At 63.7% G+C, this 22,392-nt stretch carries 19 protein-coding genes; 11 read left to right on the top strand and 8 right to left on the bottom strand.

What is annotated here, in order from left to right:
- Positions 1 to 2: 2 nt before the first annotated feature.
- From I41_RS15120 to I41_RS15130, 3 genes are all read right to left on the bottom strand, one after another.
- On the bottom strand, positions 3 to 1,196 hold the full coding sequence (locus tag I41_RS15120) for a hypothetical protein (RefSeq protein WP_145433708.1): 1,194 nt from the start codon (positions 1,194 to 1,196) through the stop codon (positions 3 to 5).
- Positions 1,197 to 1,524: 328 nt separating this feature from the next.
- Positions 1,525 to 3,078, bottom strand: coding sequence for a helix-turn-helix domain-containing protein (locus I41_RS15125; RefSeq protein WP_145433710.1), 1,554 nt, complete (start codon positions 3,076 to 3,078; stop codon positions 1,525 to 1,527).
- 116 nt (positions 3,079 to 3,194) lie between these two features.
- Positions 3,195 to 3,533, bottom strand: coding sequence for a hypothetical protein (locus I41_RS15130; RefSeq protein WP_145433712.1), 339 nt, complete (start codon positions 3,531 to 3,533; stop codon positions 3,195 to 3,197).
- 475 nt (positions 3,534 to 4,008) lie between these two features.
- On the opposite strand from I41_RS15130, the gene hisN reads away from it, so the two are divergent.
- The 3 genes from hisN (at position 4,009) to I41_RS15145 (ending at position 7,684) form a co-directional block, all read left to right on the top strand.
- Positions 4,009 to 4,827 carry a histidinol-phosphatase gene (gene hisN, locus I41_RS15135; RefSeq protein WP_145433714.1) on the top strand — a complete coding sequence of 273 codons (819 nt, stop codon included), beginning with the start codon at positions 4,009 to 4,011 and terminating at the stop codon, positions 4,825 to 4,827.
- Positions 4,828 to 4,936: 109 nt separating this feature from the next.
- A complete protein-coding gene (locus I41_RS15140; protein ID WP_168206928.1) occupies positions 4,937 to 6,124 on the top strand; it encodes an SGNH/GDSL hydrolase family protein in 1,188 nt (395 codons plus the stop codon).
- Between the two features lie 129 nt (positions 6,125 to 6,253).
- A complete protein-coding gene (locus I41_RS15145; RefSeq protein WP_145433717.1) occupies positions 6,254 to 7,684 on the top strand; it encodes a hypothetical protein in 1,431 nt (476 codons plus the stop codon).
- Positions 7,685 to 7,693: 9 nt separating this feature from the next.
- On the opposite strand, the gene I41_RS15150 is transcribed toward I41_RS15145, so the two are convergent.
- Together I41_RS15150 and I41_RS15155 are read right to left on the bottom strand one after the other, a co-directional pair.
- Positions 7,694 to 8,269, bottom strand: coding sequence for an EF-hand domain-containing protein (locus I41_RS15150; RefSeq protein WP_168206929.1), 576 nt, complete (start codon positions 8,267 to 8,269; stop codon positions 7,694 to 7,696).
- A gap of 239 nt (positions 8,270 to 8,508) precedes the next feature.
- Positions 8,509 to 9,603 (bottom strand): DUF1559 family PulG-like putative transporter, encoded by a 1,095-nt coding sequence (locus I41_RS15155; RefSeq protein ID WP_168206930.1) that lies wholly within the window; start codon positions 9,601 to 9,603, stop codon positions 8,509 to 8,511.
- A 328-nt stretch (positions 9,604 to 9,931) separates the two neighbouring features.
- On the opposite strand from I41_RS15155, the gene I41_RS15160 reads away from it, so the two are divergent.
- Positions 9,932 to 11,173 (top strand): SMP-30/gluconolactonase/LRE family protein, encoded by a 1,242-nt coding sequence (locus I41_RS15160; RefSeq protein ID WP_145433723.1) that lies wholly within the window; start codon positions 9,932 to 9,934, stop codon positions 11,171 to 11,173.
- A gap of 341 nt (positions 11,174 to 11,514) precedes the next feature.
- Here I41_RS15160 and I41_RS27295 read toward each other — a convergent pair whose 3' ends face one another.
- Complete coding sequence (locus tag I41_RS27295) at positions 11,515 to 11,844, bottom strand: hypothetical protein (protein ID WP_168206931.1); 330 nt, start codon at positions 11,842 to 11,844, stop codon at positions 11,515 to 11,517.
- A 413-nt stretch (positions 11,845 to 12,257) separates the two neighbouring features.
- Between I41_RS27295 and I41_RS15170 the strand changes: the two genes are divergently transcribed.
- Complete coding sequence (locus I41_RS15170; RefSeq protein ID WP_145433725.1) at positions 12,258 to 13,568, top strand: LVIVD repeat-containing protein; 1,311 nt, start codon at positions 12,258 to 12,260, stop codon at positions 13,566 to 13,568.
- 64 nt (positions 13,569 to 13,632) lie between these two features.
- Here the strand turns inward: I41_RS15170 and I41_RS15175 are convergent, their stop codons facing one another.
- Both I41_RS15175 and I41_RS15180 read right to left on the bottom strand, forming a co-directional pair.
- Positions 13,633 to 14,613, bottom strand: a complete 981-nt coding sequence (locus tag I41_RS15175; RefSeq protein WP_145433727.1) for an ADP-ribosylglycohydrolase family protein — start codon at positions 14,611 to 14,613, stop codon at positions 13,633 to 13,635.
- A 24-nt stretch (positions 14,614 to 14,637) separates the two neighbouring features.
- The gene (locus I41_RS15180; RefSeq protein ID WP_145433729.1) at positions 14,638 to 15,069 is read right to left on the bottom strand and encodes a hypothetical protein; all 432 of its coding nucleotides are present in this window, start codon (positions 15,067 to 15,069) and stop codon (positions 14,638 to 14,640) included.
- 687 nt (positions 15,070 to 15,756) lie between these two features.
- Here I41_RS15180 and rpmB point away from each other — a divergent pair.
- From rpmB to I41_RS15210, 6 genes are all read left to right on the top strand, one after another.
- The gene (gene rpmB, locus I41_RS15185) at positions 15,757 to 16,032 is read left to right on the top strand and encodes a 50S ribosomal protein L28 (RefSeq protein WP_145433731.1); all 276 of its coding nucleotides are present in this window, start codon (positions 15,757 to 15,759) and stop codon (positions 16,030 to 16,032) included.
- 6 nt (positions 16,033 to 16,038) lie between these two features.
- Positions 16,039 to 16,329, top strand: coding sequence for an Asp-tRNA(Asn)/Glu-tRNA(Gln) amidotransferase subunit GatC (gatC, locus tag I41_RS15190; protein WP_145433733.1), 291 nt, complete (start codon positions 16,039 to 16,041; stop codon positions 16,327 to 16,329).
- Between the two features lie 92 nt (positions 16,330 to 16,421).
- Complete coding sequence (gene gatA, locus I41_RS15195) at positions 16,422 to 17,972, top strand: Asp-tRNA(Asn)/Glu-tRNA(Gln) amidotransferase subunit GatA (protein ID WP_145433735.1); 1,551 nt, start codon at positions 16,422 to 16,424, stop codon at positions 17,970 to 17,972.
- Positions 17,969 to 19,444 (top strand): Asp-tRNA(Asn)/Glu-tRNA(Gln) amidotransferase subunit GatB, encoded by a 1,476-nt coding sequence (gene gatB, locus I41_RS15200; protein ID WP_145433737.1) that lies wholly within the window; start codon positions 17,969 to 17,971, stop codon positions 19,442 to 19,444. The genes gatA and gatB overlap by 4 nt, the downstream gene beginning before the upstream one ends.
- 234 nt (positions 19,445 to 19,678) lie before the next feature.
- Positions 19,679 to 21,646 carry a hypothetical protein gene (locus tag I41_RS15205; RefSeq protein WP_145433739.1) on the top strand — a complete coding sequence of 656 codons (1,968 nt, stop codon included), beginning with the start codon at positions 19,679 to 19,681 and terminating at the stop codon, positions 21,644 to 21,646.
- Positions 21,647 to 22,095: 449 nt separating this feature from the next.
- On the top strand, positions 22,096 to 22,383 hold the full coding sequence (locus I41_RS15210; RefSeq protein WP_246133678.1) for an SAM hydroxide adenosyltransferase: 288 nt from the start codon (positions 22,096 to 22,098) through the stop codon (positions 22,381 to 22,383).
- Positions 22,384 to 22,392 lie beyond the last annotated feature (9 nt).

Raw genomic sequence — 22,392 nt, forward strand, 5'->3', positions numbered from 1 at the left:
CGTTACTTGCCGTCACCGGCAAATTTGATCGACTCGATAAACTTATTGAACGCCTCGCGCTGGCCTTCGACCAGCTGGCGATCACCCGTCATCTTAAAGAACCAGACCTGGTCTCCTTGCTTGGCCATCGCCGCGAGGATCCCCATCGGCTTCTCGGCGCCTTCCGGCCCGAGAAGTTCAAACGACTCGCCGGCAATGCCGCCGATCGAAGTCGGCTTTGCCGCCGACTTCACCTCGTCGGCAGACATCGTGAGCCCGACTTGCCCCGCCCAGCGTTGGGCCTGAGCCATCGGGTCGCCCATCATCCCCGTCGCCGGAAAAGGCATCACGGTGACTTCCGCCTTCTGATCCCCTGCGACGACGTTGAACGCCGCCTTCCGCATCGCGCTCATTTGGCCAGGCAGCCAACCCTCGGGGGCTTGGTAAGCGAACTTCGCCGGCGACGGCATCTCACCGCCGCCAACCGCGGGACCAGGACCGCCCCCCAGCGGAGGCATCGCCGGCGGCGGTCCTTCCGCGGCAATCGGCGGCTTGCTCGGCGATGTGCCCGCCGGCATCGTCGGCTCCGCCTCGCCAATCGGCGGGTGCCCCGCCGGCATCCCTGCGGCCCCCGCCATCGCGCCGCTCATCGGCTTCATGACGCCGACCAGTTCGATGAACGTCGCCTTCCCGTCGGCGGTCGGTTTTTCTTGGACGAGCTTGCCGATCTCCGTAGCGGTCAGCGGTCCCTGCTGCAGCTGCCCGACCCAACGATCAACGTTGATCGCGACAAAGTCAGACCACTCGCCGGAGAGCGGCAACGACGACACGGCCAGTTCCAGCGTCTTCCCTTCGTACGGAATCTCGATCGTCGCCGCCCGCATCGCGCTCGCCGGCTTCTCGACCCAACCCTCCGGCAACGTCCACGTCGGCGGCTTGCCGGCGCCGCTCAACTTCACCGTCGCCAGGAATTCGTCAAACGACTTCCGCAACGGATCGAGCCCCTCGCCGCGCGCCACCAACTTGAAGAACCAGGCCTGCCCGCCGCCAGCTTTTGGATCCGCCGCGGGCTCAGCGACGATGGCTGCGAGCATGTGATCAGTGCCGGCCTTCACCTCGGCTACGTCGACGGCCGACCGCAGCGGTTCGGTCGCTGGCTGCTCGTACGTCTTGATCGCCGCCTTCTCGCCGCAGCCGAGCGCCGCGAAAACAAGCAATAGCGAAAGGCCTTTTAGCCCCGGGCTCCGCCCGGGGGTTGCCCCGCCTATCAAGCCACCATCAACCAGCGGCCGCGCGACCCCCGGGCGGAGCCCGAGGCTAGAAACGGAGAATGCGCCATACAAAGAGCGCTGAGAGCGGCTGCTGGTGAGCATCGAATATGGCGGGGATTGGCAGGAGCGAGGAAGGAAGGCTGAGCGCACGCAGCGACGGCCCGAATCACCCTGCCATTATAGGGGGTCAACCCCGCGCAGGGATACCGCTGTCCCCCGCCAGCCGCGGCACATCAACCCGCTGGCGCGCCCATTCATTCCCCCCAAGCGATCCCTAGCGCAACCCGAACATCCCGCCCAGCGACTCCAACAGCGAGTCGTTCAGCGTCAGATTGTCTTCCCAGCTCCAGATGTTCCGCACCATGTCGAGCGACAACATCCCCGCAAACATCATCAGGAAGAAGCACGAGGCCAACCCGAGGATGTTCCAGAGCGTGTATTCGCCCTGCGCACGAGCCGTGGGGGCTCCGGCGAACGCAACGGCTTCGAATTCGCCCGCGGCGCCGTCGCCGTAATCTTCCGACAGCATGACGCCGTCGCCTTCTTCGATCTCCGCGAAGGCGTCGTCGCCAAGGATGCCGGCTTCTTCTTCGCCCCCCAGGTCGCCGAGATCGGCGTCGAGCGCGATCACTTGCGAGCTGCTGTCGCCGTCGTCGTCCTTCTCGCCAAGCGGCGTCAGACGGAAGTCGTCGTCTGTTTGCAGCCCCGGCCCCTTGGCCGCCCCTTGCTGGATGTCGCTGCCGATGAGTGACAGGTCCGACTCGCCCTTGCCGCCGCCGAGCGTGAGCGAATCGAGGATGGCCGAGCCGCCAATCTCCAGCGGGATGTCATCGAGCGCCAGCCCGCTGTCCGACGGCGAGAGGTTGATTCCGCTATCGCCGCTGTCGAGCGTGATGTCGCTGCCGCCGTCGGTGGCCAGCACAAAGTCGTCTTCGTCGGTCGCCAGTTCCAGATCCGACGTGGGCCCGGCGTTCGCCTTCGACTTCCCCGCGTCGAGATCGACTTCCGGCACAGGATCGGTGCCGTCGTCGATCTCCAGGTCGTCTTCAATCTTCAGGTCGCTATCGGGCGGAGCTTGCTGCTTGGCGAACGCGCCCTTTTGCTCGGCGACGCCCGCCGCTTCGGCCGGCGAGAGGATGCGGCTCGATTCCGCGGCCAGGTCGAGTTCCAATTCCTCCAGATCTTCAAACGCGCTCGTCGCGCCCGACGCTTTGTCGAGCTCGTCGAGCACCCCTGAGCCGGACACCCCCGACGACAAGACGTTCGATGCCCCGCCAGCCAGAGCCACGTCGCTCCCGCCGAGGGCCAAATCGTCGTCCGTCACGAGGTTCAGGTCAGCGTCGGGTGAGTTTGCCTTGCTGCGGCCAATGATCGTGCTGGCCGCGGGCAGCGATTCGCCCAGCTCTTCTTCGCTCAAGAGGATCGAATCGGAAGGGTCGCTCCCTTCGTTCGTGCCGTCGTGAATGCTCAGCGCCGGGTCGCTGCCGCCGGCAGTGACCGTGTCGTCCTGGTCGGCGGCGAGCTCCAGTTCGCTGCCGAGCGACAGATCGTCGTCATCGGCCAGCTTGAGGTCGTCGAGGTCATCCAAGCCCATCAATGGCGAGGAATCAACAAGGTCGTCGGCGCCGACGAGGCTGATGTCGCTGGGCGGGGGCGGATCGGGAATCCCCTCGGTCACCATCCGCTCGATTTCGTCGCTGCGAAACTTCCAGCTAGAGCCGTCGCGGTAAGCCCGCAGCTCGCCCTCTTCACGGAGCTGGTTCAGCCGCTCCGCCGAGATCCCCAGCTTCTCGATCGCCTCTTCGAACTTGACGAACTTCTGCTCCATCGCAACCTCGCGTTAGCTCGCGCTCCCGTCCGGGAGCGTGAGGGTTCTCGCGCGGCGCGACTCCATTACTGCAGTCCGCGTGAAGAGTGATCGTAAATTGTCCTCTCGCACGGCGGCTACTGCTGCCGCGCGAGCCCCTTTTTAATCTCCTGCGGCAAGGGGCTGCCGGTGTTGAAGTACTCCAGGCTCAAGTCGCCCGCGATTTCGCGCGCGCTCTTCAGCGAAATCTCTCCCGACGTCTTGTCGATGTGGTAGACGACGATCCGTTTCGTCGCCGGTTCCACAATCGTCAAGGCGGTCGGCTTGGCGTCGGCCGAGGGAATCAGGTAGGTGATCAACTGCCCCGCGCCGCCGAAGTTAGGCACGGAAGCCGGCGGCTGCTGCGCCTCGACCGTCCACACCAACCCCGCGACCGCAATCGCCGCCGCCCAGCCAACCCCTCGATACGACTTCATCACGGGTCCATCCTCCAGCGCTTCGGCCCCCACCGATTTGGCATGGGGCCACTTCTGCTGGAAGTGGCGAATGAACTCCTGTTCATTCTAAATGGGCCGCTCCCAGGTTCAAGAAAAAATCAACCGATCTTATTGCCCCGTCGATAGTTACTCCGCGAACTGCCCAACCGGCACAATCCCACTGGCGGCCGCATAGTTTACTCCACCCGGGCGCTTGCCGACAACGGCGCAATCAAACGGGCGGCAGCGCCGCTGCTGCCGAATCGTCTTCGAGCCGCGGGGAGCCGCACCGCACCGCGATCCACGGCCGCGCCGTGCCCGGTCACGGACTGCCGCTCAATTTTTCCACCAAGAGAAATCTTCGCTACGGTCTCCCGATTCCGGCTGCTACATTAGCGAGGACCGCCAGAACTGCGGTCTCTCTTGCGCTCTTGTGTCTGGCCGCGTCACCGACTCCTCTGGTAGTTTGCTCACTATGAGCCTCTCGCCCTCCGCCGATCCCGCCACCCAAGCCCGCCTCGACCTGGCCGTTTCCTCCGCCCGAGCCGCTGGCCTCGCCACGCTGCAATGGTTCCGACAGGCTGCTTTGGCCGTTGAACGCAAGGGGGACGGCTCCCCGGTGACCGCCGCCGACCGTGCCGCCGAGTCGCTCCTCCGGGAACAGATTTCCGCCAAATTCCCCGACGATGCCATCCTCGGCGAGGAATTCGGCGAAAAACCGGGCACATCAGCCTACCGCTGGGTCCTCGACCCGATCGACGGCACGAAGAGCTTCATCAGCGGCGTCCCCCTCTACACCACGCTGGTGGCGGTGCTCCGGGACGACCAACCGCTGGTCGGCGTCATCTATTCCCCGGCCACGAACGAAATCGTCTACGCCGCGGCCGGCGGGCAGACCTGGTATGAAAACGGCGGCGGCCACAAGATCCCGGCCCGCGTCTCACAGACCGAGCGTCTCGCCGAGGCGACCTTCGTCACCACCGAGCTCACCTCCTTCGACAAGGTCGGCGACAAGGGTTCCCGCGGCGTCTACAACCAGCTCGAAAAGGCCTGCCGCCTCTCCCGCACCTGGGGCGATGCCTACGGCTACATGCTCGTCGCCACCGGCCGCGCCGACGTGATGATCGACCCGGTCGTCAACCTCTGGGACGCGGCCGCCTTGCAACCAGTGATCGAAGGGGCAGGGGGGCACTACTCCGATTGGCAGGGGCTCCCCTCGGTGCACACCGGCAATGCGATCGCGACGAACCCCAAGCTAGCGGGATTGGTGCTCAGCATTACCCGCGAAGGGTAGTCGATTTGTCCCCTTCTCGAGCAAATGGGCGAGGGGCGCAATTCCCGACGCCTCTGCCAGCATCCAAGCGCCGCGACAAACAGGAAGCTTCCTCCCGAAAGGTCGAGCCGTGTTTAGCCCGCGACAAATAACCCTGCTCGCTGCCGCGACCTGCTGCATTTCCTGGAGCGTCCTTACCCCTGCCCACGCCGCCCCCTACACCAGCCTCGTCATCTTCGGCGACAGCCTCTCCGACGTCGGCAACATCGCCAGTTCCTCGTTCGACATTTACCCCGGCAAGTATTACTACGAAGACCGCTTCTCCAATGGGCCCGTCTGGGTCGAAACGCTGGCCACCAGCCTTGGCCTCCCCGCAACCAAACGTAGCACCGCCAGCGGCGACGACTTCGCCTATGGCGGCGCGCAAACCACGGGCACCGGCGGACTCGAAGGCGCCTTCATCCGCGATATCGACGAACAGGTGACGCAGTATCTCAACCAGCGCACCATCGATCCGACCGCCCTGTACGTCGTCTTCGCCGGGTCAAACGACTTCATCAACGGCCAAACCAACGTCGCGACGCCTGCAAACCGTCTCGCCACTGACATCTCGCGCCTGATTACCGCCGGCGCCCGCAACTTTCTCGTCCCGAATCTGCCGCTCCTCGGCGCGACGCCCCGCTTCAACGGCAACCCGACGACCGCCGCGGTTTACAACGACCGCTCGCAGCAGTTCAACGCCACGATGGACGCCAAGCTGTTCGAACTTTCCGACGACGTCGCGGAGCTAACGTTCTTCCGCCTCGACGTCGCCTCCCTCTTCGCCGACGCCATCGCCCATCCGACCAAGTTCGGCCTCACGAACGTCACCACCCCCGCGGCCCCCGGACTGCAATCGGGCGCGAGCAGCTACAATACGAGCCTGATCGCCCCCAACGCCAACGAATACCTCTTCTGGGACGACCTCCATCCGACCACGACCGTCCACACCGTTCTCGCCGCCCGCGCACGCGCCCTGGTCGACGGCGTTCCCGGCGACTTCAACGCCGATGCCTTCGTCGACGCCGCCGACCTCGCGATTTGGCAATCCAACGTCGGCGCCGCGGGCAGCGCGACCCGCGCCACTGGCGATGCCAACGGCGATCAACTCGTCGACGGCGCCGATTTCCTCCTTTGGCAACTGAACGCGACAAGCAGCGCCGCCTTCGCCGCGGTTCCCGAACCCGCTCCCTGGCGACTCGCACTGGCCTCGGTGCTCGCCGCCGCGCTCTGCACCGCACGCGGCAGATGCTTCAACGTCCCGCACGCTGCCGGCTGAATCCGCTCGCAGCCCGTTGACCGCCCCCCGCGCACCGCGAAAATTCCACCAATTCAGTTTGGGCCGATCCGCTCGGTCCGCTCATTTGAGCCCGTGCGCAGCGTTTCCTTTGCAAGTTCCCTGTCAGCGATGCCCCATTCGCCGCTCCCGGCCGCCAGCCAGTCGCTGGCCGTCGCCGCACTCGCGCTGGTCCCCCTCTTCAACTTCGCGGCCACGGTCCGCGCCGACCAGCCTGCCGGCATCTATTCCCTCGGCCCCGGCGTCGACAATCCCCTCACGCCGCCAGACGATCGGCTCTCCGGCATCCGCGACTACGACTTCGTCTCTGGCTTCACCCTGCGTCTCCGCTGGAGCGACATCGAGCCTGCGAGCGGCGTCTATGATTTCGACGTCATCGACGCGGCGATTGAACGACTCGTCCCGCTCGACCAGGGGCTGAGCGTCGAAATCTTCATGACGCAAGAGCCGCAATACGTGCGCGACAACGCGTCGGCGACCTACGTCGATCATCGCGGCGGCGTGAACCCCGTCCCTTGGGATCCGTTCGCCCAGCAGCGGCAGGCCGCGCTCTACGCAGCGCTCGGCAACCACGTCGTCCAGACCGCCGGCGCCCCTCACGCGCTGCGCGACGACCCGACGCTCCGCTCGATCGAAGCGGCGCCCGCCGGGCTCAACTTTGGCGTCCGCGACCTCAACGACGGCATCCGCAACCATCCCGACTACACCCAGCAGCGCTACATCGACGCCATCGTGAGCGGCGTGGACGCGACCGCGACGGCCTTCCCCGACGACCAGAACTTCATTGCGTTCTTCGCCTTCAACGATGGCCAGCCCGGCACGCCGGTCGACGAACAAATCATCCAGCGTCTGGCGCCCCTCTACAACGGCGCCGGCCAGACCGACCTCGCTTTCTTCATCGAAAACCTCTCCGACGACGGCCCCGTCCCGCAGCCAAACGGCATGGGCGCCGGCAACAATCTCCTCGATTGGACCAATCTTGGCGGCGCCACGATGATGCAGGCCCTCGACTCCTGGCTGGTCCATCGCCCCGACCGCGACGACCAACTCGACAGCCTCACCCCCGCCGCCGGCATCGAACTCGCCAACGTCGCCTACGGCACGCGCTTCTTCGAGCTCTACGTCGCCGACCTCGATGGCGCCGCCGACGGCGCTCTCGACGCCGCCGGCCGACCCATCATTGACGATCTGCGCTACTGGAACGACCGGCTCGCCGCCCCCGTTCACGACGCCGACTTCAACGGCAGCGGCGCCGTCGACGCCGCCGACCTGACCCACTGGCGCGCGGGATTCGGCGAGCTCGAGGCCGCGGCGGCGCAAGGCGACGCGAATATCGATCAACAGGTGGACGGAACCGACTTTCTCATTTGGCAGCGCCAACTCGCGGCGAATGCAGCAGGGCAACCGCTGACGATTCCAGAGCCGCCGTCATGCCTGCTCGTCGCGGCGTTGCTGCTCGTCCCATTGACTCGTCAGCGGCAAAGCTCTGCACCTGGCGGCGGTGCGCAGCGGTCGTCTTGCCGCTGTGCCGCATCCGCATAGAAGGGCGAGTTACTTCGACTTCAAATTGAAGACGGTTGAGAGTCCGCCGCGTGCCGAAGGATCGACCTCGAAACCCAACTCAGTGGCCGAGTTGTACTGAGCCGGGATCTGACGCTCCGAGTGCGTGATCTCGACAAGATAAGGAATCTTCTGGACGAGCGGCGATTTGCGGAACTCCTCAGGAATGTGTTCGGGGGGAATCGTGGGACGCGCGATGCCCATTTCGTCGGTCACTCCTTCCGCCATATCCAGTTCGCCGCCGAGAAACGCCGCCGGCCGCAGCTTCACGGTCGCTCCCGACAGCGGCTGCCCGTCAAGCGTCACGCTCAGGTCGACGCCAGCGAGGCTGCTGCCAGCGAGCAGTCCTGCCAGTCTCCCGGCGAGCTCCTCAGTCGAGATTTTGCCGTCGCCGTTGCCGTCGTACTTCTGCAACGACGCGGCCAGCGGCGGGCACTTCTTCAATTCCTCCGCATCGAGCGCCCCATCCTTGTTCGCGTCGTACAGCTCCATCGCCTTCGCAGCGGCGGTCCCAGGCGAGATGCCGACCTTTGCTGGCGACGAGCAGCCGATCGAGATCGCAATCAAAGTCGCGGTCGCCAGTAGAGTCGCGGCCGGTGACCGCGTTTTCGAACCTTTCGAATCGTCCCCACGCAATCCCGACGGCATAAGTGCTTCCCGAATGAGTAAGACAGAGGGCAATCTTCAGCCCCGAACCTCGGCATCAACCGCAATTCGCAGGTTAAGTGCCGCGATAGGATTTGGAAACGAAACGCTCACCCGATGGCAGCAATCGCATCACGAGCGACAATGCTCGGCAGGCAAACCTAGAAGGCGCCGCCGGGGCAAGTCAGCGAGGTGGCGCCGGTGATGGGCAGCGGGTTTCCCCCGTCAGCTCGGTTGCCGTTGGCGCGGTGAACCAGCGGGTCGATATCGAATCCCAGCATTTCCACATGACCGTCGCAGAACGCCATATACCATCCAGTATGGGTGGCCCCGAAGATCATCGACTGGCAATCCTTGGGCGGCAACCCGGCCCGATCCTGCGCCGGCGGATCGTAAGCTGCGCGAAACATGTCGTTGTTAAAACCGGTTCCCCACGTCTCGTTATCCCCGCCGTCGGCGCCGTTTTCATAGTTCTGAGGATTGAGATACTTCTCGCCAATAAGATACGTCTGCGACGACCCGTCGGTAATCTGCTTGAAGCCGATCTCGCTCCGCTGGAAGCCAACGCCGGTGTACCAGTCTTTGCCTGAGTTGGCGCCATTCCGGCGATAAACGCCGACGGTGTCAGTTTCCCAATTATAAGTCTTGGACGCCGCATGCGTCGTCGGCGCTGAGCCCTCGCTGTTGACGGGGAACTCGCCCGTTTCCACCACGTTCCGATCGCCGACGCACATCGCGTAGTCCGAACGCGCCGCCACGATGTTGCCGTCAGTTGCTCGGGCGGCATTCGCCGCGTAATAAGTGCTTGTCCCCTTCGGGTAAACGTTTTGCGGTCGCCGCGAAGGACACCACCAATGCTCGACTCGAGTTCGCAGCACCTGCAACGCGCCTTCACGCTGCGCCGGGCCGATATTCTCCGGGTCGCCGTCCGATGCTCGCGACCGCAGTTGCGCCTGCTCCATGTAAGGCAGCATGCTGAACGACCACCCCCCCGGCTGATTCCGTCCGAACCCGCGATCCGCATCGCCGACCCACCACCAACCCCAACCGCCGGTCGGAAAGAACTTTTGCGCATCATGATGGTTCTGCGCCGCCAGAGCCATCTGCTTCATATTGTTCCCGCACTGCTGCCGCCGGGCTGCCTCGCGGGCTGCCTGCACTGCCGGCAACAGCAGGGCCACCAGAACGCCAATGATGGCGATTACCACCAACAGTTCCACCAACGTGAACGCACTGCGTGCTGGACGCCGTTCCATACAAGCGCCTTTCCAGTTGCCCGGCCAAGGAAATGAAGCCGAGGAAAAATCCAGTAGATGAGGGGGCGATGAGACGCTCAGTCTAACGGCGAACTCCGCGAAACGCAAAACCGCGCCGACATTTTCGGGGTGTTGCGAACCCTTCCGGCGATTTGCGGCTGACGCCACGCAATTCACGCACGGCTCGTGATGACCGCCCGCCAACCGACATGGTTCAACGCAGTTGCCGCTGCCGCCCGCCCGGTGACTCCCGCCCCTCGTCAGAATATGATGCACTGCCCGCAGTACAGCCTGCCGCGCACCCCGCCGACGCCCCGACAATCGCCGCATGCCCCGCTTTCTCGCTCAATCGATCGCCCTGCGCCTCGCTCTCGCCCTGCTCGCTCGCGGCGCCGCGCTCTCGGCGGTCAACGCCGGCGACCTCCTCGTCGCCGACCGCCTCTCCAACAGCGTCTATCGCTACAGCGCCGGCGGCGCCCTCCTCGGCACGGTCCTTACCGACAACGCCAACCTCAGCCAGCCGACCGGGCTGGCCCTCTCGCCCGATCTCACCAAGCTCTACGTCGCGAGTTTTCAGAATTCTCAGGTCGTCGCGTACGACTACAATCTCGCCGCCGGCACGGCCAGTAACCCCGTCGTTTTTGCTGCGGGCTTCGCCGACAACCTCGCCACGCCCAGTTCGATCCTCTTCAGCCGCGACGGGTCGACGATGTACGTCTCAAATTTAGGCGGCACAGGCGTCGCCCGCTTCCACCTCGACGGCTCGACTGCCGGGCCGCCGCTGCAGTTCGCCGCCCCCCAGAACCAATCCCTCTTTCAATTCTCGGGGCTCGCCTTCGCCCCCAACGGCGCGCTCCTTGTCGGCGCGTTTCAAGACTTCCCCGCCGGCACGAGCGGCGCCATCGGCCGTGCAAACGCTGCGAATACGGCGCTCGCGCCGCTGATCAACCCCGCCACGTCGCTCAACGGCGCCTCCGGCCTCCTCGTCCACGGCGACGAGCTCTACGTCGCCGGCCTGTTCGCCGGCAACATCCAGCGGTTCGACGTCAACACCGGCGCCCACGATCCCGCCTTCAGCGTCGCCGACCTCGCCTTCCCGCAAGGTCTCCTCGCCGCCCCCGACGGCAATGGCCTGCTGGTGGGCATCCTCGGCGTCGCCAACGGCGCCGGCCACATCGCCCGCTACGACTTCGCCGGGAACCTCCTCGGCACGTTCGCCGCCAACGGCAACGGCGGCTTCACCGAAGCCACCGCCTTCATCGCCGTCCCCGATCCCGTCGCCCCCGCCCCCGGCGACTTCAACGGCGACCAGGCCGTGAACGCCGTCGACCTCGCCATCTGGAAATCGAACTTCGGCAACAACAGCGGCAGCGCCACAGCCGCGATAGGCGACGCCGACGCCAACGGCCACGTGGACGGCGCCGACTTTCTCATCTGGCAGCGAAACGCCGCCGCCGCGCCGGCCGCCAGCGCCGTCCCCGAACCAACCACCCTCCTCCTCGCCGTCACCACCGTCGCCGCTCGCGGCTTAGCGCCGCGCAGACGGCGATTCTCCCCCAACGAATCCTAAACGGGATCCACGAAGTAGTTTTCGAGGCCTGCCGAAATCAACATCCCGACGATTTCGGGGAATGGCTTCGTGCCACGGTGGGTTGCGTGCGCGGCCTGTTCGATCGTTGCTTAGTCCATGCTGCATTTCCGTAGTGGGTTTGGTCGGGAAGTGCTTTGACCAAAATACTATTTGTGGGAGGCGGTCTCCGACGCCGATTTCGTTCACCACGAAAAGCCGCAGTGGTTTCCCCAGCAACGCGGCGACGATGCTCACGCAGATTAGCGCCGAGCGAATCGAGAACCGGCGACGGAAGCGGAGAGCATGGAGAGGGCGTAGCGGATGAACCTGGCGATGTTGGCTTATCTTCCGACTTCGACGTCCACGGCGCTGGCAACGATGCGGGGCTGCATGTGAAGGGTGATATGCCACACGCGCCCCGTGACGGTGTCGAGGCGGTAGCAAGTCGCTCCTTCAGCGGCGATTTGGTAGCGGCCGGGGAATTGCGTCAGAAATGGCGGCATCTCCACCTGCTGCGTTGCGACGGCGTCGCCGGCGGGAACAGCTTCGGGGGTCGTCAAGCGCTCCGTAAGAACCGAGCCTTCCTGCCCAACTGCAGCGCGCGTCCAATCCACGCAGGACGCGGCCCAACCGACGACGACGCCAAGGAATAACAGTGCGAAGGTTCGCATGGGGGGTTCTCCTAATTGGGGATGTGAGGGGCAGGAAGAGAGTATAGCGGAAGTGGTTTGACGCCAAGAAAGCAGCGCGACGAATTGCCGGCCATGCCGTCGCGGGTTGGAAAGTGAGGCCGCGAACCGGTCTCATAGTGATCGAAGTCGAGCAGCGAATGCTCGAACCTCATCCGCCTGGATCAAACGCTTCACCCACTGCCCGGGAATCCCCGACTCGCCATAAAAAACCCCCGTCATCAGCCCGCAGATCGCTCCCGTCGTGTCGGCGTCTTCCCATTGAACCACCGCCAATCGTTTGGTGGGCGATTTTGTTATGACCTTCCGATCAATCGACGCTATACTCTATCCCGATACCGGTATCCAATGTTCAAGGCGCCGGTATTCTGTTCCCTGGAACGGAGAGAACGCTCATGAACAGACCATTTTGCTGCTGCATTGTCATTGCGTTACTTCAATTGACCTTATCAAAGCCCACTGAGGCTGTAAGCGTCCCCGGGCTGCAGGTGAAGTTTTTGGGACAGCTTACGCCTACCGACTTGCCGACAGGCGTTTCCTTCGGCGGCGGAGGAAATGCATTTGAGCGCCGCGTGGACCTATCTGGATCGATCGCAGCCGTGGGCGCGGGTGTTTTTCGACAGGGCGCCGACGACGGCTATGCATTTGCTTACGACGTTTCGGATCCCGCCAACATTCGTCAGATAGCCAGACTTCGGGCATCCGACAACTCCGCCGGCAATGAGTTCGGCGATGGAATTGCCGTTTCGGGCAATTATGTCTTCGTCGGCGCTTGGGGCGATCGCGGCGACCGTGGCGCAGTTTATATGTACGACGTGTCCGACCCGCTCAATGTCATCGAACGTAAGATCACCGCTTTCGACGAGGCGCCGAACAATGCGTTTGGCTTTTCGCTTGCCGTAGACGGGAACCGCCTCATTGTTGGAGCGCCCAAGTTCACCGCGGCAACCCGTCCCGCCGCGGCTTACGTCGTCGACTTCACGAATCCCGACAACCTAATTCAAACAAAGCTTGTTCCTGGAGGAGACGGCGGTTTCGGCGATGCCGTCGCCATCAGCGGAAACTACGCAATTGTCGGTCGTTCCAGTCACTCATCGCCTTTTCCCTTTGCCGGGTCTGCGATCCTATATGACATCACAAATCCCAATGCCGTTCGCTCCAAGCAGTTGGCGCCTACAGATGCGCCAAACTACAGCGCGTTTGGCAAGCGCGTATCAATTAGCGGCAATAAGGCGGTAGTCCACGTGACCTCAGATCCTGGCCCAACCAACAACGCTGGCACAAGTGACGGCGCCGTGTGGGCTTTCGACTTTAGTGATTGGAATAATGTCGTCCAGCACGAGTACGGCAGACCTGTCCCAACCTTCGGAGGCCCCGTAGCTCCGTTCGGTCGATGGCTAGAGTTGGAAGGTAACTTGGCAATAGCCGCGGCATTTAATGAAGATTCTGCACGCGGCGCCGTTTACTTTCACGACATATCGAACGTGCTTGACCCAGTCGAACTTCTTCGACTTCCAGCTCAAACGACGGGTGATATGCGATTTGGCATTGCGATGGCAGCAGATGGTCCGAATCTTTTGATATCGGATCAAGGAGGGCGAGTCTATTTATATCAAATGATTCCAGAACCGACCGCTTTCGCCCTGATCTCGACAGCCGGATTAGCATTAACCTTGGCCCGCGCACCTAGGCGTCAGCGTGTCTGACCATCCCCAATCATTAAGTTAGAGTTGAGCATCTCCAACGCCAGCCGTGTTCGTTCGCTGAGGCTTAGCCGAAGCGCACGAACACGGCTGGATCGCTTCGTGCGCCGAGCCGATCAGCCATCGCGCGAATCTCGCTCGCCTGCACCAATCGCTCCACCCACTTTCGAGGAATCCCCGACTCCCCATAAAAAACCCCCGCCATCTGCCCGCAGATCGCTCCCGTCGTGTCGGCATCCTCCCCCAAATTCACCGCCGCCAGCACGCTCTCCTCAAACGAGTCGTACTTCCAGAAGCACCACAGCGCCGCCTCCAGGCTCTGCACGACGTAACCCGAGCCCCGAATCTCTTCGACCGACTTCTGCCGATAGTTCCCCGCCGCGAGCGCCCGAATCGCCGGCGCCGCCACGACGTCGTTGCCGCAGTCAGCCAGCATCTCGTCTTTGCTCGCCCCCTGCAGGCCGCGCGATAGAATCAATCCCAAGTAACGGCATGCGTCAACGCACTCCTCCGCGCCGTGCGTCGTCCGCGAACTCTCGCCGCAATATCGTATGACGTCATCCACCTTTGGCGACCAATACATCGCCGCCGGCGCCAGCCGCATAATCGAGCCGTTGCCGGCCGATTGGGCGTGAGTCGACCCTGCAAACGGCTCGCCCGTCTCTTGGAATCGCATCAGCGCCCCGCGCACGGTGTTGCCAATATCGAAGCATTTGCCGTTGGAACTCATATAGCCCTGCTCCCACCAGCGGCAGTAGCGTTCCATCTGGTCCCGCGCGTCAAAGCCGCGATGTTCCAGCAAACTCGCCGCCAGGCAAAGAGCCATCGACGTATCGTCGGTCCATTCGCCCGGCCGCAAACCAAACGGCCCGCCGCCGACCATGTCGGTCACTGGAGCGAACGACCCGCGCGGTGCAAACTCGACGGTCGTCCCCACGGCGTCCCCCACCGCCAGCCCCAGCAGACAGCCGCGGTAGCGATCGGTCTGGTCAACGACAGCTCGTTCGTTGACGCCTCCCGACCGTGCGTCGAAGCTCGGATCGACCATGACTTGCAAGCCTTTTCATAGTGATCACTTACCATCCGCCGCAATATCGCGCATATGCTGATGGCAATGCGTGCAGGTAATGTTCATCCGCACTAGGTCGAGCGTCGCCGCTTCGACGTTCTTTTCCTGGGCGTGCCGCTCCAGGTCGGCCGTCTGCTCCTGGAAATTCTTGCTGATGCGATTGTATTGCGGCGTGGGGTCGGCGATGTGCCAGGAGGTGGCCCGGCTGATCATCCGCAACGTCTTGGCGGCTTCCTCGACTTCGGCAAAGTCGTTCAGCGTGAGCCCTTCGAGCACGGCGTTCATTTGGACCAGCTTGTCTCGCATGAGCAGTTGATTGCTGCTGCGCCCCTTCGCCTCCGCGTCCTTCTTCGCGGGCTCCTCCGCGCCGACGCGCAGCGAGAGAAACGTCGCCAGACCAAGCGTCACGAGCGCCAGACGGGTGGGCATGTTCATCGGAATGACTCCTAGAAGTTGGGGGGAAGAGGGTCTCTCGACTGCCTGAAGTGTAGCCGAAGCGGCGTCGCCCTTCGCCGTCGATTCGCCGGGACAAAACGCGCCGCCGCGATCGCTCCCGTCGCGCCGCCGTCCGCCAACAAAGTCGAACGGGCGGCGCCTCAAACGGCTGCAAAGCGTCGCACGGTGAGAATTTTCCAGCTAGGTAGTTGAAAATGGCCGCCCAAATCGCTATGGTGAACATCTCAACACTAACCGCCAGCAGGCCAACAGCCATCGGCCGGCGAGCCGGAAGCGTAAGCTTCCGGAATACCGGGCCAACGCACCATAGCCCCCCCGGTGACAAGACCCAGGAACCGCGGGTTTTGTCCCGCGACCGGGGACATAACCCCCAGGTCGGGCTCGCGCAAAAAACTCGCAGAAAATGGAGGTCTAAACCCGTTCAGCACCGCAAGAATCGCCCGTTTTGTCACTCGCAATCGTGTTTTCACGACGGACAGATCGGCCAAAACCAGGTCAGGCCGCCTAGCGAGCCCCCGTTGCGGGCCGTCGTAACTTCCGTATACTAAGCCGTTTACCCTATATTCACCGATCACCACCGGACGCCTCGGCGGCGGCCATCGGATGGCCCAGCCACGTGTCGGCGACCAGGACTCATAGCGTTTTTCGAGAAGTACAGGATCGATCATGGCCAGAAAGTGCGAAGTCTGCGGCAAGGGCCCCCAAATCGGCAACCAGGTCACCATCCGCGGTAAGAAAAAGTACCTGGGCGGCGTCGGTACGAAGATCACCGGCATCACCCGGCGGACCTTCAAACCGAACCTGCAGCGGGTCAACGTCGTCACCGCGGCTGGCGCCCACAAGAGCCAGCTCGTTTGCACCCAATGCATCCGCTCCGGCGGCGTGAGGAAGATCGTCCGCGTGGCCCCCTTCAAGGTCCCGCAACAAACGGCGAAGGTCTAAGCCCCCATGGCGTTGACCCGCGCCGACGTCGAAAAAGTCGCCCTCCTCGCTCGGCTTCGGCTGACCGAAGCCGAACTGGAGACGATGACCGACCAGCTCTCCCAGATCGTCGGCTACGTCGACCTGCTCGGCGAGGTCGACACGGCGGACGTCGAGCCGATGGCGCATGCCGTCGAAGTCACGAACGTCTTCGCGGCGGACGTGGTCGAGCCGAGCCTCACTCGCGAGGCGGCCCTGGCCAACGCCCCGCGGCACAACGGGCGCGGGTACCTCGTTCCCGCGGTGCTGGGCGAGTGAGGTAACAGCGATCAGCCGTCAGCGATCAGCAGCCAGCCAGACGGGGTCGCATGCGTCTCTGGCTGACTGCTGAATGCTGAGAGCCGATTGCCATGTCCATCGTCGATCGATCCGCGACCGAGCTCCGGAAGTTGCTCGCTACAGGCGAGTTGACTTCTATCGAGCTCACCCGCGCCTGCCTGGAGCGGATCGAGCGGCACGACGCGACGATCGGTGCGTTCCTTCGCGTCGACGCGGCCCGAGCACTCGATCAAGCCGCTGCGATAGATCGCAGACGTCAAGCGGGCGAACCACTCGGACCGCTCGCCGGCCTGCCGGTCGCGGTGAAGGACGTTCTCTGCGACCGCGACACGATCACCTCGTGCGCGTCGCGGATGCTCGCGGAGTTCCGCTCTCCGTACGATTCAACCGTGGTCGGCAAGTTGAAGCAGGCCGACGCGGTGCTGATCGGGCGCACGAACATGGACGAGTTCGCCATGGGGGGCTCAACCGAGAACTCGGCCTTCCAGCCGACGCGCAATCCGTGGGATCCGACGCGCACGCCCGGCGGCAGCAGCGGCGGCTCGGCGGCGGCCGTGGCCGCTCGCATGGCGCCCCTGGCGATCGGCACCGACACGGGCGGATCGATCCGGCAACCGGCGGGGCTCTGCGGCATCGTCGGGATGAAGCCAACCTACGGTCGCGTCAGTCGCTTCGGCCTCGTCGCGTTCGCGAGCAGCCTCGATCAAGTCGGCCCATTCGCGACAACGACCGAGGACGCGGCGTTGCTGCTTGAGGCAATCTCCGGGCACGACCCGCGCGACTCGACCTCGATCAACCAGCCGACGCCGCGCTACACGGAGTCGATCAACAAGCCGCTCGCGGGGTTGAAACTCGGCGTCGTTCCTGAGCACTTCGGCGCAGGCCTCGATCCCGAAGTAGCGTCGTCGGTTCGCGCGGCGATCGAAGTCTACAAGTCGCTCGGCGCCGAGGTGAAGGAAGTGCCGCTGCCGCACGGCAAGTACGGCGTTGCGGCCTACTACGTCATTGCCCCCAGCGAGGCGTCGAGCAACCTCGCGCGCTATGATGGCGTGCACTTCGGCTTCCGAGCCGACCAATCGGCAGCGCTCGCGGAACTCGCGGCCGAGCGGCAAGAACTGATCGCCGCCGGCAAGACGGCCGCCGCGGACAACGTCGACGCGCCGCTGGTGCGCATGTACCGCAGCACCCGCGAAGCCGGCTTCGGCGCCGAGGTGAAGCGGCGGATCATGCTCGGCGCGTACGCTCTCAGCGCCGGTTACTACGACGCTTATTACTTAAAGGCACTCAAGGTGCGGCGACTGATTCGTCGCGACTTCGACGAGGCGTTCCAGCAGGTCGATCTGATCGTCGGTCCGGTCACTGCTGGTCCGGCATTCAAGCTCGGCGAGATGGTCGACGACCCGCTGGCGATGTACTTGGTCGACCTCTACACCGTGAGCGCCAACCTCGCGGGCATCCCGGCCCTCAGTCTTCCCTGCGGCGTCACGAAAGCCGGCCTTCCCATCGGCCTGCAACTGCAGGCCCCCCCCCTCGCGGAGGAACGACTCCTGCGCGGCGCCCGGATGTACGAGGCGGCGACCGATTGGCACACGCAGCGTCCGTCGTTGGGAGGCGCACGATGAGCGAACAACCTTACACGACCGTCATCGGTCTCGAAGTCCACGTTCAACTTTCAACCGAGAGCAAGCTCTTTTGCCGCTGCAACACCAAGTTCGGCGCCGAGCCTAACACGCAGACCTGCCCCGTGTGCATCGGCATGCCGGGGTCGCTTCCGGTGATGAACCGACGGGCTTACGAACTCTCGCTCAAGACGGCGGTCGCCCTCAACTGCACCATTCCCGAGTTCACCAAGTGGGATCGAAAGCAGTACTACTATCCCGACCTGCCGAAGGGCTACCAGATCAGCCAGTTCGACCTGCCGATGTCGGCCGACGGCTATCTGGAGATCAGCGATCCGAAAGACAAATTCGCGCCCAAGCGAGTCGGCATCATCCGGGCTCACCTCGAAGAGGACGCCGGCAAGAGCGTTCACGACGAAGCGGCCGGCAAGGCCGACAGCGAGATCGATCTAAACCGCACCGGCACGCCGCTGCTGGAGATCGTCTCGCAGCCCGACATGCGCAGCGCCGCTGAAGCGAAGGCCTTCCTCCAGGAGCTGAAGCTTCTCCTCACTTATATCGACGTTTCCGACTGCAACATGCAGGAGGGAAGCTTGCGCGTCGACGCCAACGTCAATCTCCACATTGAGAAGGACGGCAAGGTCATCGCCACGCCGATCGTCGAAATCAAGAACATGAACAGCTTCCGCGCCGTCGAGCGGGCGCTGGAGTACGAAGCTCCGCGACAATACCGCGAGTGGCAAGAGACGGGCCGTCAACTCGGCGAGGCGCCGAAGCAAACCCGCGGCTGGGACGACGTCGCGGGCGTGACGCGCGGCCAGCGCAGCAAGGAAGAATCGAGCGACTACCGCTACTTCCCCGATCCCGATCTGGCTCCTGTGATCACCTCGGCGGCCGAAGTCGACGTGGTGCGCGAGTCGCTGGGCGAACTGCCGGCCGACTTACGTCGGCGGCTCTCCGAGGGGTATTCGCTGTCGCTGTACGATGCTGACGTCATCGTCAATCAAGGCCGCGAGTTCGCCGATTACTATCTGGCCGTCGCGGGCGCGTCGGGCAATCCGAAATCGGCGTGCAACTGGGTGACCGGCCCGCTGCAGCGCGAACTCAAGGAGCGAGAGCAAACGATTGATAGCTTCGGACTCCCGGCACAGCGACTGGCCGAACTCATTCGCGCCGTGGATGACGGAAGGCTGCCCTCAACGCGAGCGCCCGAAGCGTTTCAACTCATGGTCGACAAGGGGAGCGACGTCGCCGCCGCGCTCGCTGAGCTCAAGATCGAACGCGTCGACGAGACGGCGCTAGTGACGTTGGTGCAGGAGCTGCTGGCCGCGAATCCCAAAACGGTTTCCGACATCCAAAATGGCAAGTTCCAAGCTGCCGCGTCGCTTATCGGCCAGGCCAAGAAGAAGAATCCGAACGTCGATCCGAATCGCGTTCGCGAATTGGCAATCGAGTTGGCGACTTCGCTGCAGTAGCGGACCGACGGCCCGCCTCTCGCCATCGCCGCGTTCATGGAATCTCGGCGGCCCGCCATCTCCTGGGGCGGATTTCGTTGTGCGCCGTCGCCGTTTACCCGGCGCCATTCCCGAGCTCCCTTGCCAGTAGTTGCGTTTCCCGTTGACCGCGACTACAACTCAACGAGTTCCAATTTCCGTCTCCATAGAGATTGGACTCTCCTCCCGCAGCGCACTTCTCAGGAGCGACCGCTCATGATCCCTACCACATGGCAGCGCGCATGGTTGCGCGCGGGCGTCGTTTGTCGTGGCGGCTATCCGCTTCTAGTGGCGTGCGTGATACTCGCGCTGCCGTCATCTCATGCCGCAGCGGCTTTCAGTTTTCAGCGAATCGTCAACTCATTTACTACCACGCCTCCTTCCGAACCGCCGACGGCCACGTACGACTACGTCGGCATCCCTGCCATGAGCGGCGGCAGCGTCGTCTTCGGCGCCAAGACGCTCGGCCCAGCGATCGGCGGCGGCGGTCTCTACGACCGGATTGAGGTCGGCACGACCGGCGGCGCGTTGACCAACTATGCGAAACGGGTCGTCTCTCCAGGCCCCAATCCGCCCGTCGGCACGATCGCCTTCTTCTTCGATGACCCGGCCATCTCGGGCAATCAGATTGCGGCGAGGCCGAGCGCCTACGACGGCACGAGTTACAAAGCCCCAATTTTCACCTACGTCGCTCCAAACGCCCCGACGACGCTTGGCGTCGCTTGGGGCGCCCCTTCGCTTTTCAGCGGCAGCGTCGCATACGCCGCCAACAAGGTGGGCGTCAACGTGACTCAACTTCAGAACACCTTCGTCGACGCGAGCGACGCCGTCCCGGGAGGGGGAGGCGCTTTGTTCCAATCCTTTACTCCGTACGGCGGCCCGTTTGATTCGCACATTGACTACAACATCAACTACGCGGTCTTCCTGGCAAAATGGATCGACGCGAGCAATGTCAGCCGCGTCGGCGTCTACCGCTGGCAAAAGTCCACCGACACCATTGTCGCGGTCGCGGACAAAAACGTGTCGATTCCGGGATTCCCCGCCGACAAGTTTGACGACAACTTCGCCTTCTTGAACACGTATTTCGACAACGTATCAACGACCGGCGTCGTGCAATCGGCGCGGCCAAGCCTTGCCGGGTCGACCGTGCTCTATTCGTACAACGAACAATTCTCGACCCCGGCGCGGGCGGGCGTCTATCGCTACGTAAACGGCTCGCTGGCCAAAGTGGCCGACGTCACCACGCCCAATCCTTCAGCCCCGGGATTCAACTTCCGCCATTTCGAGGGCGTTTCGACGCTTGGGAGCGCGCACGCGTTTGTCGCCAACTCGGTCGTCAACAACAATGCCGCCATTCCGAGCGGGGCGCAGGCCGCCTCGATCGGCGGCGGATACGGCATTTACCTCGACACGTGCGGCATGATCAGCGAGGTGACGCGGCAAGGGAACATTCTGGACGGCCGCGTCATCAGCAACCTCGAAATCGGCAACCGCGCACTGACGACAGTGAAGTTCAAGTACAACCTCGCGTTCCGAGCCGAGTTCACCGACGGCACGGAAGGAATCTACGTCGCTTCGACAAGTTCGCTCTGCTACGATCCGATTCCCGTACTGGCCGACTACGGCAATCTCTTCAGCGCATCGCTCGTCCAACTGCCGGCTGATCCCGGCATCGGCGTCCCGATTGACGCGACGTGGCAGACGCGCGTGCAGCAAGGGGCAGCCGCCAATCCTGCGACGTTCGGAGTCGACTTCGAGGCAGGTCTCATTGGCGTTAACGGCCTTCCCGGCAACAATCCCAATCTGATCGACTTCACGCTCGACAGCGGCGCGGTCGCGCCGGAAGAGCTGGCCCTCGCCTTCAGTGAAGATCTGGCGCTCGAAGGACTGCGACTCGACGAGTTCGACGAGCTCGATTCGCTGCGACTAACCATCGGCGGCCTTACCCGCACCGTCACGTTCGCCGACCTGCATGACGGGATGCTGCCGCTGGCGGACGCGATACTCGCCAAGGGCGAGACGATCGGCATCGCATGGGACAGCGCGAACTCTCTCGGCGATGGCTTTAGCTTCAATGGCCTGGGTTACCGAGTTGTGCCGGAGCCGGCGAGCTGGTTGCTGGCCAGCGGCTGCATCGCGGCAATCTCAGGACTTCCTTGGCGCACTCGTCGCCCTCGCGCGTAGCTGCCAGCACACTCTCGGTATCCCGCACGTCCTTGGATCGTGGTTCATCCGGCCGTCGCTGCACCCGCAGTTGAGGGGTTGTTCACGGTCGCGCTGTAGCCACCTGGGCACGATCAACGCGTAAGTCGCGCCAGCAAATCGCTTCCCGATATCTAATCCGCTCCCTGCAATTTGTCGCGGCGCCACGAGCGCCATCATGGGGGGCTTGCAGTTTCGGCCGACGCGGTTCTGCTCCGTCTCCCGACGGCCAAGCGGAGTTAGGACACGAGGTTGGCGAGATGCCCGCACGCGTTTAAGATACGTGCTATCACCACGGAACGGCAGTTCCGGGAACCAGTGGCGACGGCGGCAGCCAGGTCAACTTCGGGCGCGGGACCCGGGCGTCGGCCGGCGCCTCGAGGAAAATCGACGTTCGGCTCGTCTCGTTCAATTGGCCGGGAGCAGTGAAGGTGGCAAATCGCATCGACGGCCAAGTGACGGCGATTGACTCGTTCGGAAATCTGATCACTGACATCACGCGCGAAATGCTCGCTGGCGTCCCCACCGACGAGACGGTCGGGGTGTACTGCGACGAGCATGAGACCCGCGGCATTTTCAACGCCTACGCCGACCAGCCGCCAATGACGCTGATCGCGCTGATCGGCGCGCAGGATTGCCTCGAACTGGCGATTGTCGAGGACAGCGCCAAGATCATGCTCGGCGTCCGCGTCGGGACGCCCGTGCAGGTCAAATGGTGAGTCAACGCA

Origin of the sequence: Lacipirellula limnantheis (assembly GCF_007746075.1) — a bacterium.
Lineage (GTDB): Bacteria > Planctomycetota > Planctomycetia > Pirellulales > Lacipirellulaceae > Lacipirellula > Lacipirellula limnantheis.

Excerpts from the sequence above, each read along its gene's own strand:
- I41_RS15125 (WP_145433710.1), bottom strand. The coding sequence starts at position 3,078 with ATGGAGCAGAAGTTCGTCAAGTTCGAAGAGGCGATCGAGAAGCTGGGG.
- I41_RS15130 (WP_145433712.1), bottom strand. The coding sequence starts at position 3,533 with ATGAAGTCGTATCGAGGGGTTGGCTGGGCGGCGGCGATTGCGGTCGCG.
- hisN (WP_145433714.1), top strand. The coding sequence starts at position 4,009 with ATGAGCCTCTCGCCCTCCGCCGATCCCGCCACCCAAGCCCGCCTCGAC.
- I41_RS15145 (WP_145433717.1), top strand. The coding sequence starts at position 6,254 with ATGCCCCATTCGCCGCTCCCGGCCGCCAGCCAGTCGCTGGCCGTCGCC.
- I41_RS15155 (WP_168206930.1), bottom strand. The coding sequence starts at position 9,603 with ATGGAACGGCGTCCAGCACGCAGTGCGTTCACGTTGGTGGAACTGTTG.
- I41_RS15160 (WP_145433723.1), top strand. The coding sequence starts at position 9,932 with ATGCCCCGCTTTCTCGCTCAATCGATCGCCCTGCGCCTCGCTCTCGCC.
- I41_RS27295 (WP_168206931.1), bottom strand. The coding sequence starts at position 11,844 with ATGCGAACCTTCGCACTGTTATTCCTTGGCGTCGTCGTCGGTTGGGCC.
- I41_RS15170 (WP_145433725.1), top strand. The coding sequence starts at position 12,258 with ATGAACAGACCATTTTGCTGCTGCATTGTCATTGCGTTACTTCAATTG.
- I41_RS15175 (WP_145433727.1), bottom strand. The coding sequence starts at position 14,613 with ATGGTCGATCCGAGCTTCGACGCACGGTCGGGAGGCGTCAACGAACGA.
- I41_RS15180 (WP_145433729.1), bottom strand. The coding sequence starts at position 15,069 with ATGAACATGCCCACCCGTCTGGCGCTCGTGACGCTTGGTCTGGCGACG.
- rpmB (WP_145433731.1), top strand. The coding sequence starts at position 15,757 with ATGGCCAGAAAGTGCGAAGTCTGCGGCAAGGGCCCCCAAATCGGCAAC.
- gatC (WP_145433733.1), top strand. The coding sequence starts at position 16,039 with ATGGCGTTGACCCGCGCCGACGTCGAAAAAGTCGCCCTCCTCGCTCGG.
- gatA (WP_145433735.1), top strand. The coding sequence starts at position 16,422 with ATGTCCATCGTCGATCGATCCGCGACCGAGCTCCGGAAGTTGCTCGCT.
- gatB (WP_145433737.1), top strand. The coding sequence starts at position 17,969 with ATGAGCGAACAACCTTACACGACCGTCATCGGTCTCGAAGTCCACGTT.
- I41_RS15205 (WP_145433739.1), top strand. The coding sequence starts at position 19,679 with ATGATCCCTACCACATGGCAGCGCGCATGGTTGCGCGCGGGCGTCGTT.